This window comes from Bifidobacterium asteroides, assembly GCF_003202695.1.
Lineage (GTDB): Bacteria > Actinomycetota > Actinomycetes > Actinomycetales > Bifidobacteriaceae > Bombiscardovia > Bombiscardovia asteroides_G.
This window is the reverse complement of the sequence record NZ_QGLL01000006.1, coordinates 200,852-220,125: the sequence shown is the minus strand read 5'-3', so window position 1 is coordinate 220,125 and position 19,274 is coordinate 200,852. Positions and strand designations below refer to the sequence as shown.

Genomic DNA, 19,274 nt, shown 5'->3' with positions numbered 1-19,274 from the left:
GCGATCTCTCCAACACAAGCCTAAGGAGCTGGCCATGGCCGACAACACCGCCATCACACCCGAGAACACCTCGACACCGCAGGAGGAGCACACCGCGGATGCAGCAGGCAAGGTCGCCGCTGCGACGGCGCCTGAAGCCAGGCAGGGACAGGCAACCCCAGGACAGACCGCTCCCGCTGCAGACACATCAACCCAGAGCGTACAGGAACCGGCTGAGCCCCAGCCTGCGGCAGCTGAAGCGCCAGCGCCTGTACCAGCACCAGCTGCGCCAAAGCCGCCAAAACCCACTGCAATCCCCTCCCCTGCGGCTCTGGCGCACAAGGCCCCTCGTGTCAAGGCCGCTCCTGCAGCTCCCGCCTACAGCCAGGAGGAGATCGACAAGGCTGAATCCTTCGGCCGGGTGGATGAGCAGGGCAACGTCTTCGTACGCGAGGACGACCAGGAGCGTCAGGTCGGTCAGTTCCCCAACGCTGACGCCAAGGAGGCCCTGGACCTCTACGTCCGTCGGTACTTGGACCTCAAGGAGAAACTGAACATCTTCGCATCCAGGCTGCGTAGCCCCAAGATCAAGGCCCGAGAGATCGACGAATCCATAGCCTCGCTCAAAAATGAGACCAGCCAGCCTGAGGCCGTCGGAGACCTCGCCGCTCTGCATGCACAGCTGGATCAGCTGGCCGAGCAGGGGCAGGCGCGCAAGGACGAGCTGGCACAGGCGCGCAAGGATGCCATGGCCAAGGCCATCAAGGAGAGAACCGCCATCGTGGAGAAGGCCGAAGCGCTTGCCGCATCCCTGGGCGACTCCACCAACTGGCGTTCCACAGCGGACAAGTTCCGTTCCCTCTTCGAGCAATGGCAGCAACACCAGCGCACCACCATCCGTATTGACAAGGCGGATGCGGACGCACTCTGGAAGCGCTTCTCCTCCGCACGCACCACATTCAAACAGGCACAACGCAAGTGGGCCCAGCAGCGTGATGCCCAGCGAGCCGAGACCAGGCGCGTCAAGGAAGAGATCATCGCCGAGGCCGACCAGATCAAGGACTCCACCGATTGGGGACCCACCTCCCATCAGTTCAACGAGCTTATGGACCGCTGGAAGCAGTCCGGACGGGCGGGGCGTCAGGATGACGACGCCCTCTGGGCTCGGTTCCGTCAGGCAGCGGATGTCTTCTTCAACGCCCGTCAGGCAGATCGGGATAAAACCTCGGTCAACGAACGCGAGAACCTGACCAAGAAGGAAGCCCTGGTTGCCAAGGCCGAGGCCCTGCTGCCCGTCAAGGATGCCCAGGCTGCCAAGCAGGCACGGCAGGAACTGGCCAGGATCCAGGAGGAATGGGACGGCATCGGCTTTGTCCCCCGTGACGACGTGCGCCGGATCGAGGGCAGAATGGATGCCGTGGATCGGCAGATCAAGGCCGTGGAGGATGCAGCATGGAACCAGTCCGACCCCGAGGCCGATGCCCGCGTCTCCAGCTTCGAACAGCAGCTGGCTGCCCAGCTTCAGGACCTGGACCGGCAGATTGCCGCCGAGCAGGATCCGACCAAGAAGCAGGAGCTGGAAGCTGAGAAGGCCACCAAGGAGCAGTGGATGAACGCCGTGCGCTAATCGCGCCTGTTTTCCTGTGGACCCCCGGCTTGGACATTGACCACCGGGGTTCTCTATAGCCATCCATCAGGCTGCGGTCCAGCAGGTTTTCAGGGAAAAGAGCAAGCGATCAAATCGAAAGAATGGTCGGATAAGTAAACATATCGGGGAAGGTCAGATGGACCGCATATGGGGACTGGTCGAACCCTTGGCTCCGGTCAGTCGGTAGGCATCAAAGACCCCGTCGATCTTCCTGACGGCCGACAGGAGCGTGTTCAGGTGTTGGGGGTCGCCCATTTCAAAGACGAACTGACTGACCGCCACCCGGTCCCGGCCTGTGGACTGGCTTCCCGACAGGATATTGACGCCATGGTCGGACAGCACCTGGGTGATGTCCGAGAGCAGATGGGGCCGGTCCAGGGCCTCCACCTGAATCTGGACCATGAAGGTGCCCTGTTTGCCAGTCCATGAAACCTCGATGATCCGTTCGGGCTGCTTCCTGCGCAGGTCCAGGAGGTTCTGGCAATCGGACCGATGCACCGAAACGCCTTGGTTGCGGGTGATGAACCCGGTAATGGGGTCTCCCGGCACCGGGGTGCAGCAACGGGCCAGCTTGACCCAGACATCGTCCACTCCCTTGACTGAAATCCCCTGGGAGGCCTCTTGCCGACTGGCCTTGGTGACCCGCTGCAGGGGGATGGCCTCCTGCTCAACTTCGTCCTCGAGGGCTGACCGACCGGCGTCATGGACCAACCGTGAAATCACGTTCTGGGTGGAGACCTGCCCGTCGCCAATTGCGGCGTAGACCGCCTTCTCATTGGGATAGTTAAGCTCGTCGGCGGCTCCCACCATAGCTTCGGGAGTCAGCAGGGTCGCCACGGGCAGGTTCCGCTTGCGCATGGCGCGAACAAGTTCGTCCTTGCCCTCCTCGATGGTCTCCGAACGCCGTTCCTTGCTGAACCACTGACGAATCTTGCTGCGGGCGCGGGGACTTTTGGCGAAGCTGAGCCAGTCGCGCGAGGGCCCATCGGTGTCGGATTTGCTGGTCAGAATCTCTACCGTATCCCCGTTGCGCAGCTTGGTATCCAAGGGGACCAGACGGCCGTTGACCCGGGCGCCCATGGTTCTGTGACCCACCTCAGTATGAACGGCATAGGCGAAGTCCACGGGGGTGGAATCGGCCGGCAGGGAGATGATCTTGCCCTTGGGCGTGAACACGTAAACCTCCGCCGAACCCAGGTCGTCCTTGAGAGAGCCCAGGAACTCGTTGGAGTCCGGGGTCTCGCTGGTCCAGTCAGCCAGCTGCTGGATCCAAGTCAGGTTGTCCTCCTGGCTCAGCTCCCCCTCCTGGCGCTCACGCTTGACATCGGACTTGTCCGGCCGAGAAAGCTCGCGGCCTGCGGAACCGTTCTCCTTGTACTTCCAATGGGCGGCGATGCCGAATTCGGCCCGACGGTGCATCTGCCAGGTGCGTATCTGAATTTCGACCGGCTTGCCGCCCGGGCCCACCACCGTGGTGTGCAGGGACTGGTAGCGGTTGGTCTTGGGCATGGCGATGTAGTCCTTGAACCGCCCAGGCACAGGGCTCCAACGGGCATGGACGGCTCCCAGAGCCGCATAACAGTCACGGATGGTGTCCACAATGATGCGCACACCTACCAGATCGTAGATGTTGGCGAAATCGTGTCCGCGCACGATCATTTTCTGGTAGATGCTGAAGTAGTCCTTGGGCCGTCCGGTCACCTGGGCCTTGATGCCCTGGGCATCCAGATCCTCGTGGATCTCGTCCAGGATCTGCTTCAGATAGACCTCCCGCTGGCCCGCCCTACGGGATACCAGAACCACGATCTCGTTGTAGATTTTGGGATAGAGGGTCTTGAAGCTGAGCTCTTCCAGCTCGGTCTTGATGGCATTCATGCCCAGACGGTTGGCAAGGGGCGCATAGACGTCCAGTGTCTCACGGGCCTTGCGCTGGGCTGATGAAGTCTTGACGTAGCGCCAGGTGCGGGCGTTGTGGACCCTGTCGGCCAGTTTGACCACCAGGACACGCACATCCCGGCTCATGGCCACGATCATCTTGCGAATGGTCTCGGCCTGGGCCGAATCGCCGTAGTCCATTTTGGATATCTTGGTGACCCCGTCCACCAGGCCTGCAACGGTGTCGCCGAACTCATCGCGACACTGTTCCAGGGTGTAGTCGGTATCCTCCACGGTATCATGCAGCAGACCAGCCGAGACCACCGTGGGCCCCATGCCTAGGTCGGCCAGAATCTGAGCCACTGCCAGCGGATGAATAATGTAGGGCTCGCCGGACTTGCGCCTTTGATCGGCATGCTGGACAACTGCCCGGTCATAGGCGCGCTGAAGCATTGATAGATTCTCGCCAGGATGGTGGGCGGCGCAGATCTCCCGGATGGGCATCAGGGGGTTGATCGGATCACCGCTGATCTCGCAGCCCAATGCTCTGGAGGACAGGCCGGAAGGAGCCTGCTCGTCGACATCATTGCTGCAGACGCTACCTTCCGGAGTGACCATTCAAACCTCCAATGCCCTATATAATGCACCAATCCTACACTTGCGCCTGGCTCATTCAGGCCACACGTGTCCGAACCGTGCTTCAGCGGCCGGTCGAGCCGAATCCGCCATCCGAACGCACCGAGCCGGGCAGACATTCGGCGAGCACGAAACGGGCCTGCACGTAGCGCTGGATGATCAACTGGGCGATGCGTTCCCCGGGCTCGAAGTGGACCGGTTCATGTGGGTCCAGGTTAATCAGCGGCACTTTGATCTCGCCCCTGTACCCGGCATCGATCGTTCCTGGTGCGTTGAGCACGGTCACCCCCATTTTGACTGCCAGTCCCGAGCGAGGATGAACCAGGCCAACGTAGCCGTTGGGCAGAGCAAGAGCAACGCCAGTGGGCACCAACGCCCGCTGGAAGGGAGCCAGATCCACAGCCACGCTAGCCCGCAGATCGGCCCCGGCATCGCCGGGCATGGCGTATTCCGGCATGCCGGTCCCATCCAATGACTTAAACAGGACCTCGACCGTTTCAGGCTCGTTGTAGGACTCGTCATAGACCATTAGGCGGCGCACTCCTTGCAGACCGGCTTGCCATCAGGGGTGGTGTAGGCCAGCTGGCTCCGGTGCTTGACCAGGAAGCAGTTGGAGCAGATGAATTCATCGCCCTGCATGGGGATGACAGTCACCGAGGAGTCTTCATTGCTCAGGTCAGCACCAGGCAACTCATAGTCCTCGGCGATAGCGTTCTCATCGTCGTCCAGGTCGGCCCCGGCATCCTGTCCGGTTTTGCCCAGCTCCTGCAGGGATTCCTCGTCTTCGTCCTTGTCTCGCGGGGTATCGTAATCCTGTGCCATCGTGTACCCTTTCCTTGTTTGACCAGGCACCTTGCACACCGGTCATTCCACACGATATGTACTGCGCATAGGATACACGATTTCAAAAGCACGTAAAATACGAACCGTAAGGCACAATGGAAATATCTAAAGCCTTGTAAAGGAACCGTAAGAGGATAGGGGCGTGCATGTCTGAGAATGGGACCAGAATGGCCAGCTTTGACCATGTCGATGACAGGGGCGATCTGGTCTTCATCTGTGACCACCGGCACTTCGTCGTAAGAGTCGACGATGCGCTTGATCGCGCCATTCTTGAGGCTAAGCAGGTAAAGGAGGAAGAGGATGTGGACCCCCAGACCGGCAAGTCCAAGCCCCTGCCCGTCTCTGCCATTCAAGCGGCTGTGCGCGCCGGCGCTCGACCGGAGCAGGTGGCCCAGCAATACGCTGTCAACGAAGCGCTGGTACGGCGTTTCGCAGCCCCGGTGGAAATCGAGAAGAAGTACGCCATCGAGCAGTTCCTGACCATGCCGGCGCCCAAGGGCTCGGGCGGCCGAAACAACCAGGATCTGATCAGCAAGGTGCTATCCGGTACAGGAGTCAGCCTGGGACAGATTACCTGGCAGGCTACCAGGCGAGGGTACGAGCCTTGGAACATCAATGGCGTGTTTACTCTGGACAATCGAATCTTCAATGCCCATTGGACCTGGAACATGCGAGACAACACCGTGACCTGTTTGAACAGCGCAGCCAGGATGCTGCTGGATGATTCCACAGACGAGCATCGACAGGAGTGGCCCGCCTGGGATCAGAACTCTGCCGCTGAGACAGACAACTGGGCAGACATACAGCCCCGCCGCCAGGAGGATTCCTTTCGGCAAACCGCTGAAGATGACTGTGAAGAGCTGACGTCGAATAATGGCGGTGGCGGTCAGGCGGATGGAGAGCGTCAGGCAGCGCTCACAGCCTGGCTCTATGGCAATCCCAAGGAGGGCCAGGAAAATACAGCAGGCCAAGAAACGGACCATCCCCGTGCCGAGCTGAACGATAAGCCAAACACGAGCGAGCATAACCCCATCAGTGACACCGAGTCCACCATAGTCCTGCCTGTGCTGAACCATGGACGGGGTCAGGACGAGGAAAACGCTAGCGGGGCTGGTCAGGAGCGATTCCAGCGGCAGCATCAAGACGAAGATGCCCTGCAGGACAATCAGGGGAATGATCCCAGGGAGCGTCGCCACAATAAGAGCGACAAAAAACATTCAGGGCGGTCGGCTGTACCCAGCTGGGATGAGATACTCTTCGGCAAGTAGGTCTAAAAAGCACATCGATGAGGACTGTGTCCTTTATCCGAAGCAGTCAGACCAGATCGATCAGGCAGGGAATCTGTGTCTCAAGACGTGTCCACGAACCATGGACGCCAGGTAGCCTGGTCGCTGCATCAGTCTGATCAGCCGAATCCACCAGAGTAGTACGGTCACCGGCCAGAACCAGAAGGTCGCCAATCACAGGGCGAATCCGAGCATCCACAGGGCCGAAGATTCCCTGTTTGATGGCCTGGTCCCGGGTCAGCACCCAAGCCCGCTCCCCCAGTCGATCACGCCAGCGGGCAGCCACGATTCGGGGATCCGCCCCCTTGTCCAGATAGAGCATGACCGCTCTGGGCTCGCCGCCCACCAGTCGCACATCCTTGTTCAGCTCAGGGTCTTGGGCGATATCAATGCGCTGGTCCTGATCGGTTTCGACCATGCCATGATCGGCTACGATCACCGTCAGAGTCCCGGCGGGCAGGCGGCGATGAAGCTCGGCCAACTGGGCATCGGTGGCTTCGAGAGCGGCCACCCATTCCTCGCTCTCCCATCCGCTGTGGTGGCCCACCTTGTCCACATCGCGAATGTAGAGGTAGGTCAGCCCCGGCTGACTAGCAGCCTGGCAGGCGGCCAGTAAACGCTGACGGGAGTGGTTATGGGCCAGATACTCCCCGCCACGCAGAGCCGCACGAGTCAAGGCGGATTCGCGAAAACGCGGCAGGCCCGAAGAAGTCACCCTGACCCCTCGCGCCTGGAGAGTCTCGAAGACCGTTGGACGGCGCTGCAGGAGCTCGGGATCCTGAGCCCCTCTGAACTGGATCATCTGGCCCAACTGGCCAGTGTCGGGATTCAGCTGAGTGTAACCGGTCATGCCGGTCAGCCCAGGGCTGGTTCCGGTGCCGAAAACCCCCATGGCCGCCACGGTCGTCGAGGGCAGGCTGGTGTATAGGGGACGCTGATTGATGGGTTCGGACAGCAGCGAGCGCAGATAGGGCACATGGCCCTGACGGCTGACCAGGTTCCAGAATCCCAACCCATCCACCAAGACAACGACCACTGACCGGGCATCCGGCAGCTCCAGGGCCTCCTGAAGGGCCTTTGCGGACGGGTGGACGTCAGTGGCCACAGGCATCCCCAGACAGGCGCTCAGGGCGGGCAGGACGGCGGATAGATGCCGGGGTCCCCCGACATGGTTGCGCTCCGCCTGGTCACCGTATTGGATAGGCAGACTCGGCTGCAGCAGTTCCTTCATGTCAGGTGTATCCAGGCCCATGCCTCCCATTCAAGCACGGTCAGACCCCAGGTCGACACATGGGGTCAAGCACGCACGCTTTGGCGGACCGTCCGGTTATCATAAGGCGGAACGTAAAGGAGCAGGAGCTTGAGCATGGCAACTCATCGCAGGAGCAAGGCGGCGGGGTACGACCCCCGGCAGGTCAAGGAGCACATCGTCGAAACCCCTCTGAACGAGGAGATGAGCAAGTCCTTCCTGGAATACGCCTACTCGGTCATCTACGCCCGGGCCCTGCCCGATGCTCGTGACGGACTCAAGCCTGTTCAGCGGCGGATCATCTACCAGATGGGACAGATGAACCTCAACCCTGACCGCCCCTATATGAAGTCCGCCAGGGCTGTGGGCGAGGTCATGGGCAAGTTGCACCCCCATGGCGACTCATCCATTTACGAGGCCATGGTCCGGCTGGCCCAGCCCTTTGCCATGCGTCTGCCCCTGGTAGACGGCCACGGCAACTTCGGATCTTTGGACGATGGCCCTGCCGCCTCCCGCTATACCGAGGCCAGGCTGGCTCCTGCGGCTCTGGGCATGAACGCCGATATCGACCAGGACACGGTGGACTTCTCCCCCAACTACGACAACAAGTTAAAAGAGCCTCAGGTCCTGCCCTCGGCCATACCCAATCTGCTGGTCAACGGAGCCTCGGGCATCGCCGTGGGCATGGCCACCAATATGATTACCCACAACCTGGGCGAGGTGGTGGCCGCCGCCAAATATCTGATGGCGCACCCGGACGCAGGGCTGGATGAACTCATGCGCTATGTGCCCGGCCCGGATCTGCCCGGCGGCGGAATCATCGTTGGACGGGACGGCATTCGCAAGGCCTACGAGCACGGCCGGGGAGCCTTCGTTACCAGGTCCGTCACCCACCTGGAGAACGTGACCGCCCGCAAAAAGGCCATCGTGGTCACCGAACTGCCCTTCATGGTGGGCCCGGAGCGAGTTCTGGAACGCATCTCCGATGGGGTGCGCAGCCACAAGCTCGAGGGCATCTCCAGCGCCATCGACCTGACCGACCGGCACAACGGAACCCGACTGGTCATCGAGATCAAAACGGGATTCGATCCAGGCAAGGTGCTGGGCAAGCTCTTCAAATACACGCCGCTGGAAGACTCCTTCACCATCAACAACGTGGCCCTGGTCCACGGACGACCCAGAACCATGGGGCTTAAGGAGCTTCTGGAGGTCTGGGTAGAGCACCGGCGTACGGTCATCCATCGGCGCAGCGAGTTCCGGCGCAAGAAGGCCCTGGAACGTCTGCATCTGGTAGAGGGGCTCCTGCTGGCACTGGTCGACATCGACGAAGTCATCCAGGTCATCCGCAGCTCGGACGATGCGGATGCTGCTAAGACCAAGCTGATGGCGGTCTTCGATCTGGATCAGACCCAGGCCCAGTACATTCTTGACCTGCGGCTGCGGCGGCTGACCAAGATGAGCAGGATCGAGCTGGAGGGTGAGCGCGACGACCTCAACAAGCAGCTAGAGGAACTTGAGCGGATTCTGGACTCCTCGGCCGAGCTGGACCGGGTGGTTATCCAGGAGATGGATCAGGCGGTGGCCCAGTGGGGCACGCCCAGGCGCACAGTCATCCTGGACCAGGAGCCTTCCGGAGACCTGTCCCCAGTGCAGTCGGCAGCCAGCGATCAGCAGACGGCTCAGCAAACCCCCGGCAAGGCTGCTGCTGGCAACCAGTCTGCACTGCTGGCCAGCGGAAAAGCCAGCCTCAGCGGTGACGGCGGCGACCTGCACATGGAGGATAAGCCCTGTACGGTCATGATGAGCGCCACAGGTCTGCTGGCACGCAGCACATCGGGTGCCCTGGATGCCTGGCGATCTCGGCCCCGTAACCAGGATCGGGGGCATGACGACCAGATCATCGCCATATTCGCCACCACCACCTTGGCTACCTATGGCCTGGTCACCACGGCCGGACGGCTAATCACCGCCCCCGTGGCCGATCTGCCGATGATCCCCGCCACCGCTAACCCCAACCTGAGCGGGGGCATCGTGGCTGACGAGCTCCTTGGCGGGACCACCAGCACCGACGCCCAAGCGGACGAGCACGCCATCACCGTCATCGACATGGCAGACTCCCGGCCTCTGGCCCTAGGCACCCGTCTTGGCACGGTCAAGCGCTGGAACAGGGAGTCGCCGACCACCATGGATTCCTGGTCGATCATCGACCTGAAGAGGGAGGATCAGGTGGTCTTCGCAGCCCCCTGTCAGGAACAGGACCGCATGGTGTTCATCTCCTCGGATGCCAGCCTGCTGACCTTCACCGGAAACAAGGTTCGACCCCAGGGTCGCAATGCGGCCGGCATGGCGGGCATCCGTTTGAGCCAAGGCTGCCAGGTCGTCACTTTCGCGGTCGTGCCGGCCGGAGAGATCAGCTGGACCTATGAGGAGACCGGCGAGGATGGCATGAGCATCCAGGCCGGGGCCGTGGTCCTGACCGTAGCCGGTGACTCCGAGGCCTTGCCCGGGACCGAAAACGGGGCAGCCAAGCTTACTCCGCTGGAGATGTATCCAGTCAAGGGCCGTGGCACGGGCGGCGTACGCTCCCAGCGCTTCCTCAAGGGGCAGGACACCCTGCTGCTGGCTCGAGTAGGCGCTTGGCCGCTGCATGCCAGCACCGCCGCCGGGTCGCCGATCGAGCTGCCCGACGTGGACATGCGTCGCGATGCCTCCGGCCAGGAGCTGGCAGGGCCCATCGCCTTCGTAGCCTGAGAACGCTCAGCAGACACTCAGTAGAGAGCCATGCCGCCCGGCCCGGCCGTGAATCCAGCGGCGGCCAGGGCCATGCCCACTGGTTCGCGCATGGTCAAAGGTCGGCCATTGGCATCGCTGAAGAGGATGCGTTCCTGCCCATCCCGGCTCAGCCATGAGACCAGTTGGGAGAAAGCAGCCTCCAGCAATTCACGGTCGGGTTGCCCGAAGACCAGCAGATGATGCCCCTTGGGCGCCGCATAGACCAGGGCTCGGCCTCGACTCTGCACTAAGAGGTTCCCCATCCTCCGAATGGGACGACTGCCGCCATCCCCCGATGTGGCAGGCCATGGAAGGGCCGTGCCATAGAGGTTGGCAGGATCGGTCACATCCATGACAACTGGTTCAGGCGGCCGATGCTCCACGCCACCACCATCGTTGTGCTCGTCCTCTTGGAAGCCTCTGAGCTGATCGATGACCTCCCTGGGGGCGAATTGAGCGCCGCCGAAACCATCGACGATGATCCCACGTGTCAGCTGGCCGGCCTCCTCCATGCGCCTGCAAACCTGGTAGAGAGCCGAGAATCCGCCCGGAATTGATCGCACCTCAGGCAGAACCGGGGACAGGAGCCCATAGCGGTCCAGGATGGCTTGCCCGTCCTGGACCAGACGAACAGTTCGTTGCCGGTCATCGACCTGGCTGTCCTTAGGTCTGTCTCTTGGATCAGCCGTGCCAAGCCCCGCTGCGCCTTCTGCAGCCCTGTGCTCATCTGCAACCAGAATCCAGAATCCCTCCGAGGCCGCTGACAGCGCTGATGAGCCAGTCTTCCGTGCCAATGCCGAACGGCCCAGGTAAGCGCCCCGTCCGCGCAACGCGTGCGGCAAACGACGGGCCCTTCCCGAGGAATGAGGACTTGATCCGCGGATCAGACGCCGAACCGGAGCCAGGGAAGCGTTGGTGACCAGTCCATGCCTGACCAGCCCCCAGAGAGAGCGAGCCAGGTTCTCCTGGCTGGGGGATTCAGGATCACTGCCGCCCCGGCCGGCGCAGGCGCGTAGAAGCCGATCGAAGCGGTATGCTCCACCGTCAGCCAGAACATCCAGCAGGACCTTCTGCAGATCGCCGGAGTCGCTCGACTTGCCCTCCTCATCAACAGCAGGTGGTGAACCAGTGACTTGCCGGGAAAGCTCTGCATTCAAGTCCTCGGTCAAATAAAAGGCCATGGCACCCAGGGGGCCATCACCCTGGTCGCCGCCCACCCATACCACCTGACCTGAGGCCAGCAGATCGTCCATCAATGCGGGACCATAATCGCGCACCCTGGCCGGAAAGATGGCCGACTCCCAGAGCGCAGGCGGCAGAACCAGCCCCTCCAGCTGCCCGACCACCTCCAGAAGCCCCTCGGTACCCATCAAAGGCTCTTGGCCCCAAGGCGCTAAACCCTGACGATGAAGAAGAAAGTCGCTGTAGACATGGCCCGGGACCGGGCTGGCGGCCTTGCTAGCCTTGGCTAATGACCGCGAGCGCAGCCGACGGAAGACCTCGGGATCCAGCCACCCTCGACGCGGCTCGCCCCCCTCCCATCCGTGCTCACCGTAGGCACTCAGGTCAGGCCTGGGGAAAACCCCGGTCATAAGCAGCTCGCGAGCGGCCAGGGAGCGCAGTCTGTCCTCCAGGAGAGCGCTGCCCATACCCAGGTGACCGGCCAGATCTTCAGTGGTGAATGGCCCATGGACTGCCGCATATTGCCGGACCAGCTGGTCGAAGGCCTCACTGTCTGATTCCGTTTTGGACTGGGCGGACGGCTGAATGTCAGTGCCCAGGATCGCCGCCAGGCGCCCTGCCTGACCGGCCCATACCCAGCAGTCGCGTCTGCCTAGTCTGATCCGAATCACCCTGGACTGGGTTTGCAGATCCTCCAGCATGGCCCGGACCTGTGCATCCGTCACCGGTTCGTTCTTCTGCCCATGCAGGCGCCGACGAATATCGGCCAGATCCATGGGTCCCAGAGTGCGCAACAGGTCGGCCAGGCCTTCGGCCCCCCTAGCCTGGGTCCTAGGCGAAAGCCGCTGGAGATCAGCAGTCACCTGGTCGACAGTCTCCTGGTCCAGGAGGTCGGCCATATCCACTCGGCCTACCATCCGCTCCAGCAGATCGGAGTCGATGGCCAGCATGCTGGCGTCGCGCTCGGCCTTAGGCATGTCGTACTGATACATGAAGGTCCCCAGGTAGCCGAAGAGCAGCCCTGAGGCCATAGGCGAGGGGGTCCGGGTCGAGGCCGGAACCAGACTGGCGCTCCCCTGCTCCAGGTCAGTCATGAGCTCGCGCAGAGCAGGCATGTCGTAGACGTCCTGCAGACATTCGCGCATGGTCTCAAGAACCAGGGGGAAGTCATCCTCTTTCAGGGCCGCGTCCAGCAGACGAGAGGCTCGCAGGCGCTGCTGCCAGAGCGGAACCCTGCGGCCGGGCTCCATCCTGGGCATATAGAGCGAGCGGGCTGCGCACTGGCGGAAGCGGGCATGGAAGAGCGCTGAGCCAGCCAGATGTCGTCTAACCTCGCGCTCCACCTGATCGGGGGTGAATCCGAATATTCGCTGATCTTCCAGGAAGGCATCGGTGCCCGGAATCTGCACGACGATGCCGTCCTCTCCCGCCCATACAGATCCGTCGTAACCGCGCTCGCGGGAGAGCCTGGAGGCGATGGCCAGGGCCCAGGGCTCGTTGACCCTGCGGCCGTAAGGCGAGTGGAGGATCAGCCTCAGGTCGCCCTCTTCGTTGGGGCAGCGCTCGACCACCAGGTGACGATCGTCGGGAACCTGGCCGGTGGAGGCCTGCTGCTCAGCCAGAAAGGCGGCCAGATTGTCGATCGCAGCACGATCCAGGCCGTCCTCCAGCAGACGAGAGCAGACGTCTTGCGTGAAGCTCGGCCAACCGGAGGCAGTCTGGACTGCTGGTATTAGACCCTGTGACAGTTCCCTAGCAAGCCTACCCAAGCGACGGCCGAAGGCTGGGTCACGGCCGGCGCCCTCCCCATGCCAGAAGGGCAGCCTAGCGGAGCGTCCCGGAGCGGGTACTACCACCACACGATCGCGGGTGATCTGCTGAATCCTCCAGGAGGTAGTGCCCAGGGTGATCACGTCCCCCTTGCGGGACTCGTAGACCATTTCCTCGTCCAGCTCCCCCACTCGCCGCGGCTTGCCACCGGCAGCTTCAGAGGGCATGACCACGCTGTAGGAGCCGCGGTCGGGAATCGTGCCTCCAGAGGTGACCGCCAGACGCTGTGCGCCGGGGCGAACAGTCAGGGTGCCTGTCTGGTGGTCCCAGACCAGGATGGGACGGAAGGCGGTGAAGTCCTGGGAGGTGTAGGCGCCGCTAAGCATGCCCAGCACCGACCGGTAGACCTGTTCGTCCAGGTGAGCGAAGGGCGCGGCCCGTCTGACCGTGGCCAGCCAGTCTCGCTCCCTGAGCGGACCCATGGCAGCCGCGGCCACCGTCTGTTGAGCCAGAACGTCCAGGGGACTGCCGGGCATGACAGTGGGTTCGATGTCGCCCTGGACCATGCTTTCCATGCTGGCCGTGCACTCCAGGATCTGCTTGCGGGTCAGCGGAAAAAGTCTGGCTTGCGATACCCGACCGACCTGGTGGTCGGCACGGCCCACCCGCTGCAGCCCCGAAGCGGTCGACGGAGGGGCGTTGACCTGGATGACCAGATCGACCGAGCCCATATCGATGCCCAGCTCCAGGCTGGAGGTGGCTACCACGCACCGCAGTCTGCCGGCCTTGAGATCGTCCTCCACCTGTCGGCGACGTTCCTTGGAGACCGAACCATGGTGAGCCATGGCAATTGGTTCGTCGATAGTCTGACCCGAGGTCCTCTCGGAAGTGGAGCCGGCAGCCGAATCGTAGTGGACGTGCTCTCTAGCCTGCTCGGACCTGTCTTTGAGTTCGCCGGGTTTGACGGAGGGAATCAGCCGGTCACGCCCCTTCCAACCCCGACTGCCCTGGTTCAAATCGGTTTGGTGCAGATCGTTCAGCCGGGCAGTCAGACGCTCGGCGAGGCCTCGGGAGTTGACAAAGACCAAGGTGGTGCGATGGGCCAGAACCTGGTCCAGAATGGCCCGCTCGACGGCCGGCCAGATGGATCCGCTCCTTTGGTCGCTCTCCCGTCCCTCCTGCCTGGATTCACCGGGCGGAGCAGCCAGATCTCCCATGTCCTCCAGGGGCTCGACCAAGCGCAGGTCCATGGCCGTGGACGACTGGGGCCGGATCAGGCTGACCGGACGGCTGCCGCCCAGAAAATGCGCGACCTGCTCGGGCGGTCGGACCGTAGCCGACAGGCCGATTCGCTGGACGGGCCTGCCGATCAGGTCGTCCAGCCGCTCCAGGCTCAGCGCTAGATGGGCCCCGCGCTTATTGCCCGCCAAAACGTGGACTTCGTCCACGATAACGGTCTGGACGTTCTTCAGCGTGTTCGCCGCTTTGGAGGTCAGCATCAAATAGAGGGATTCGGGGGTGGTGACCAGAATATCCGGCGGATGGGCGGCCAGTGCCCTGCGACCGCGGGCATCAGTGTCCCCGGTGCGGATGCCCGTCCTGACCTTGGGCGCCTTGAGCCCCTGCCGTTGAAAGCGCTCAGCGATACCGTCCAGCGGAGCCTGTAGGTTGCGGGCCACGTCCGTCCCCAGGGCCTTCATGGGCGAGATGTAGAGCACGGCGACCCCAGGCTTCCGCGAGCTTCTGGGCCTGGTCATAAGCTCGTCGATGGCCCAGAGAAAGGCTGCCAGGGTCTTGCCCGAACCAGTTGGCGAAATGATCAGCGCATCGCCGCCTGAGCGGATGGCCGGCCAGGCTTGAACCTGGGTCGGCGTGGGCCCGTCGGGAAAGGCCTGGCGAAACCAGTCGGCCGTCTGCGGGGAGAAACCAGCCAGGAGTTCACCCATATGCGTCACACTCCTCTCCCGCCATTTTGAGATTTTCTGAAGGTCGATCAGGTGTCGATCTTGCTTCGATCGAAGTCGTCGGCATTGTCCACGATGAACTTCTTGCGAGGCGGCACGTCGTCGCCCATGAGCAGGGGGAAGATGCCTGCCGCCTGTACTGCATCCTCCATGCGGATGCGGCGCAGCATCCGGGTTCTGGGATCCATGGTGGTGTCGGCTAGCTGGTCGGCGTCCATCTCGCCCAGACCTTTATAGCGCTGCACATCGGGATTGTAATCGATGTGCTTGGTCTGCAGATCGGCCAGCTTGCCCTCAAGCTCATCATCTGAATAGGTGTAGATGAATTTCCCCTTGTTCTTGCCTGCAAGCGCGATTCGGTGCAGGGGGGGCACGGCGGCGTAGACTCGCCCGTTCTCAATCAGTGGACGCATGTAGCGGTAGAAGAGGGTCAGCAGCAGGATACGGATGTGAGCGCCATCCACGTCGGCATCGGTCATCATGATGACCTTGTTATAGCGAGCCTGGTCGATGTCGAAGCTGGCTCCCGAGCCGGCGCCGACCACCTGGATGATGGAGGCGCACTCCTTGTTGGTCAGCATCTGGGACAGGGAGGCCTTCTGCACGTTGAGGATCTTGCCCCTGATGGGCAACAGAGCCTGGAACATGGAGTTTCGGGCGGCCTTGGCCGTGCCCAAGGCGGAATCGCCCTCAACGATGAACAGCTCGGCGATGTCGTCATTGCCGGGCATGGAGTCCGAGAGCTTAGAGGGCATAGAGGCTGATTCCAGGGCGTTCTTGCGCCTGGTGACCTCCTTGGTCTTGCGCGCCTGGACCCGGGCATGCATCTCGCCGACGATCTTCTCCAGAACCTGACCGGACTGCTCCTTGAAGCCGCGCTTGGATCCGCTGATCATCTGGCCAAACTGGTCGTCAGTCATTCGGGTGACGATGGGTTTGACCTGTGCCGTACCCAGCACGTCCTTGGTCTGGCCCTGGAACTGCGGCTCGGCGATGCGCACGGTGACAACGGCCACCAGCCCGGCCAGGACATCGTCGCGCTCCACCTTGGTATGGGAATCCTTCAGGTTGACCTTGAGGCGGCGTGCGTTGGCCTCCACGGCCTTGCGCACCTGGCGGGTCATGGCGTTCATGAACCCGTCCACATGCATGCCACCGCCAGGCGTCTCTACAACATTGACGAAGCTGCGGACGACTGAATCGTAATCGTTGACCCAGCGCAGAGCGATATCCACCCCGCAGATCCGTTCCACCTGCTCGGCGTGCAGCTCTCCATCGGGGCCCACTCGCTGGGTCTCCTCCTGGTAGGTCCCCTGGCCGCTGATCCGCCAGATGTCGCTGACCGGCTCGCCCTTGGACAGGAAGTCCACGAAGTCCGTCACCCCGCCGGTGTGCAAAAACTCCTCCACCCGCTGATGGCCGGACTCGTCCTCCGGCTTCAGCATGGCCCGGTCTGCCTGTTCGGTGACCGAAAGGTCAGCATCATCCTGGTCAGCCGCCTGATCCGATCCGTCGGAATCGGAGCCATCGGAATATTCGTCCGGGGTCAGCGTTTTATCCGTCTGCGCGTCTTCGGGACGTTCGTCTCTGGCACCTTCTTCAGCGATGTAGCCGCTGTCAGGCGATTCACGAAGCTTCTCCTGAACGTCCTGATCGTCCGGCTCCGCAGCGGATTCGCCGTCGACCTCCAAACGCAGGTCCTGTTCGGCGCTTCCAGTGGCAGGGATGCGTTCGTCGATCACGGTGATCTTGAGACCGGGCACCAGGAAGCTGGTCTGGCGAACCCGATCGATCAGCTGGTCGTAGCTGAACCTGGCCGTGGGATTGAATATCTCGGGGTCGGCCCAGTAGCGAACCCTGGTACCGGTTCGAGACTTGGGCACGTTGCCCACCACCTCCAGGGGCGTAGGCCGGTTCTTCCTGGTGCGCTTGAAGGGCGAGTCAGGCGAGGGATGCTCCGGATCAGGGTCCTGGTAGGTGCCGGGGTGGCCCTGATGGAACCGCATCCGGTGGGTCTTGCCGTCCCGATCCACCTCCACATCCAGTCGGGAGCTCAGAGCGTTGACCACCGAAGAGCCAACTCCGTGCAGGCCACCCACAGCCGTATAAGAAGAGTTGCCGAACTTGGCGCCGGCATGAAGCTTGGTCAGGACCACTTCAACCCCGGTCAGGCCCGTCCTAGGTTCAATATCGACGGGAATGCCTCGACCGTTGTCATCCACCTCGATGGATCCGTCCTGGTGCAGCATGACCGTGATGTGGTCGCACTGGCCTGCCAGGGCCTCGTCCACAGCGTTGTCGATGATCTCCCAAAGACAGTGCATGAGCCCCTGGCTGTCCGTGGTTCCGATGTACATGCCTGGACGCTTGCGCACTGCGTCCAAGCCATCCAGAACCGTCAGACTTCCGGCACCATAGGACTTTCCCGTATCAGCCTTTTTCGCCACCATTTACCTCGCCGTTCACCTCATGGCGCCCAAGGGAACACAGGCCCCCACTTGGGCAGTCGCTAATGCACCGATGACCATTTCTAGCAAGGAGGCCTCGACAGCATCTGTACTTCCCTGCCGGTTGCGAAAGTCACTGATCCAGGAAGTCACGCAGGGTCTGCGAGCGCGAAGGATGCCGAAGCTTGGACATGGTCTTGGACTCGATCTGCCGGATGCGCTCACGGGTAACTCCGTACACGCGGCCAATGTCGTCCAGGGTCTTGGGCTGCCCATCCTCCAGGCCGTAGCGCATCTTGATGACGCCGGCTTCACGGGGGCTCAGGGTCTCAAGAACCTGCTGGAACTGCTCCTGCAGCAGGGAGAAGGCCACAGCATCCGAGGGGGCGATGGCATCGGTATCCTCGATCAGGTCACCGAACTCCGAGTCGCCGTCCTCGCCCAGAGGAGTGTGCAGGGATATGGGCTCGCGCCCGTACTTCTGGACCTCCTGGACCTTCTCAACAGGCATATCCAGCTCCCGGGCCAGCTCGTCGGGCGTGGGCTCGCGGCCCAAGTCCTGCAACATCTGACGCTGGACGCGGGAGAGCTTGTTGATGACCTCGACCATGTGGACGGGCACGCGGATGGTGCGGGCCTGGTCGGCCATGGCACGGGTGATGGCCTGACGGATCCACCAGGTGGCATAGGTGGAGAACTTGTAGCCCTTGGTGTAGTCGAACTTCTCCACGGCGCGGATCAGACCCAGGTTGCCTTCCTGGATCAGATCGAGAAAGAGCATGCCCCTGCCGGTGTAACGCTTAGCCAGAGAGACCACCAGTCGCAGATTGGCCTCCAGCAGATGATCCTTGGCCTTCTTCCCGTCGTTGGCGGCCCACTTGAGCTCGCGGCGACGCTTGAAGTCCATGCCCTCGCTCTCGGTGTCCAGCAGATGCTGGGCGTAAAGACCGGCCTCGATACGCTCGGAGAGATCCACCTCCTGCTCGGCATTCAGCAGGCTGACGCGACCGATCTGCTTAAGGTAGTCCTTGACAGGATCGGCAGTAGCGCCAGCGGTGACCACACGACGCTTGGGGTTGCCTGAGGGGGTGACATTCTCATCGTCATCGGAGTCGTCAACGACAAAGGCTCCCTTGACCTTAGCAGCAAGGGCATGGGCGGCCTTGCGGTCCTCCTCGGCCTCATCCTCGACCTGGGAGACCTCGTCCTCCTCCTGATCGTCCTCGTCGGGCTCGTCCTCCAGCTGATCCTCGCTCTTGTCCAGCTGGTCGTCATCCTCCTGGTCCTCGAGCAGATCCTCGTCGGGCTCCTGCTCCTCCTGCTGCAGGATGGGCTCCTCTTCGACCTTCTTCGTGGTCTTGGAGGCTGGGCGACGGTTCGTCTTGGCCCTCAAAGTGCTGGCAGCTGTGGGCTTGCGAACTGTGGTCTTGCGGGACGCCTTGCTGCTGGTCTTGGATCTGGTGGCGGTCTTGGTCTTGCCGACGGTTGAACTTTTCCGTCCCTTTCCGGTATCCACTGCGGCTGTCTTGGCTGACTTGGTGTCCTTCGTGGCCAAATTCTCCTCCTGGATCATCCCACCCGCCGAAACTGCTTTCAAGGCACAGCTATGGCAAGGTCAAATCG

At 62.3% G+C, this 19,274-nt stretch carries 10 protein-coding genes; 3 read left to right on the top strand and 7 right to left on the bottom strand.

Annotated elements, in window-relative coordinates:
* Window positions 1-34: 34 nt before the first annotated feature.
* A complete protein-coding gene (locus DKK75_RS02875) occupies window positions 35-1,606 on the top strand; it encodes a DUF349 domain-containing protein (RefSeq protein ID WP_110451957.1) in 1,572 nt (523 codons plus the stop codon).
* A 153-nt stretch (window positions 1,607-1,759) separates the two neighbouring features.
* Here the strand turns inward: DKK75_RS02875 and DKK75_RS02870 are convergent, their stop codons facing one another.
* The 3 genes from DKK75_RS02870 to DKK75_RS02860 form a co-directional block, all read right to left on the bottom strand.
* The gene (locus DKK75_RS02870) at window positions 1,760-4,120 is read right to left on the bottom strand and encodes a RelA/SpoT family protein (RefSeq protein ID WP_258333130.1); all 2,361 of its coding nucleotides are present in this window, start codon (window positions 4,118-4,120) and stop codon (window positions 1,760-1,762) included.
* Between the two features lie 82 nt (window positions 4,121-4,202).
* Complete coding sequence (dut, locus tag DKK75_RS02865) at window positions 4,203-4,667, bottom strand: dUTP diphosphatase (protein WP_110451956.1); 465 nt, start codon at window positions 4,665-4,667, stop codon at window positions 4,203-4,205.
* On the bottom strand, window positions 4,667-4,960 hold the full coding sequence (locus DKK75_RS02860; protein WP_110451955.1) for a DUF4193 domain-containing protein: 294 nt from the start codon (window positions 4,958-4,960) through the stop codon (window positions 4,667-4,669). Before DKK75_RS02860 ends, dut begins: the two co-directional genes overlap by 1 nt.
* 167 nt (window positions 4,961-5,127) lie before the next feature.
* Here DKK75_RS02860 and sepH point away from each other — a divergent pair, with 167 nt between their 5' ends.
* Window positions 5,128-6,249: a septation protein SepH gene (gene sepH / locus DKK75_RS02855; protein ID WP_110451954.1), complete on the top strand. Its 1,122-nt coding sequence runs from the start codon at window positions 5,128-5,130 to the stop codon at window positions 6,247-6,249.
* Between the two features lie 46 nt (window positions 6,250-6,295).
* Here sepH and DKK75_RS02850 read toward each other — a convergent pair whose 3' ends face one another.
* A complete protein-coding gene (locus tag DKK75_RS02850) occupies window positions 6,296-7,519 on the bottom strand; it encodes an alkaline phosphatase family protein (RefSeq protein WP_110451953.1) in 1,224 nt (407 codons plus the stop codon).
* A 114-nt stretch (window positions 7,520-7,633) separates the two neighbouring features.
* Here DKK75_RS02850 and DKK75_RS02845 point away from each other — a divergent pair, with 114 nt between their 5' ends.
* Complete coding sequence (locus DKK75_RS02845; protein WP_110451952.1) at window positions 7,634-10,267, top strand: DNA gyrase/topoisomerase IV subunit A; 2,634 nt, start codon at window positions 7,634-7,636, stop codon at window positions 10,265-10,267.
* Window positions 10,268-10,284: 17 nt separating this feature from the next.
* Here the strand turns inward: DKK75_RS02845 and DKK75_RS02840 are convergent, their stop codons facing one another.
* From DKK75_RS02840 to DKK75_RS02830, 3 genes are all read right to left on the bottom strand, one after another.
* Entirely contained in the window at window positions 10,285-15,186 is a 4,902-nt protein-coding gene (locus DKK75_RS02840) for an ATP-dependent helicase (RefSeq protein WP_110451951.1), read from the bottom strand.
* 47 nt (window positions 15,187-15,233) lie between these two features.
* Window positions 15,234-17,654, bottom strand: a complete 2,421-nt coding sequence (locus DKK75_RS02835) for a DNA gyrase/topoisomerase IV subunit B (protein WP_110451950.1) — start codon at window positions 17,652-17,654, stop codon at window positions 15,234-15,236.
* A gap of 130 nt (window positions 17,655-17,784) precedes the next feature.
* The gene (locus tag DKK75_RS02830; RefSeq protein ID WP_258333129.1) at window positions 17,785-19,206 is read right to left on the bottom strand and encodes an RNA polymerase sigma factor; all 1,422 of its coding nucleotides are present in this window, start codon (window positions 19,204-19,206) and stop codon (window positions 17,785-17,787) included.
* Window positions 19,207-19,274 lie beyond the last annotated feature (68 nt).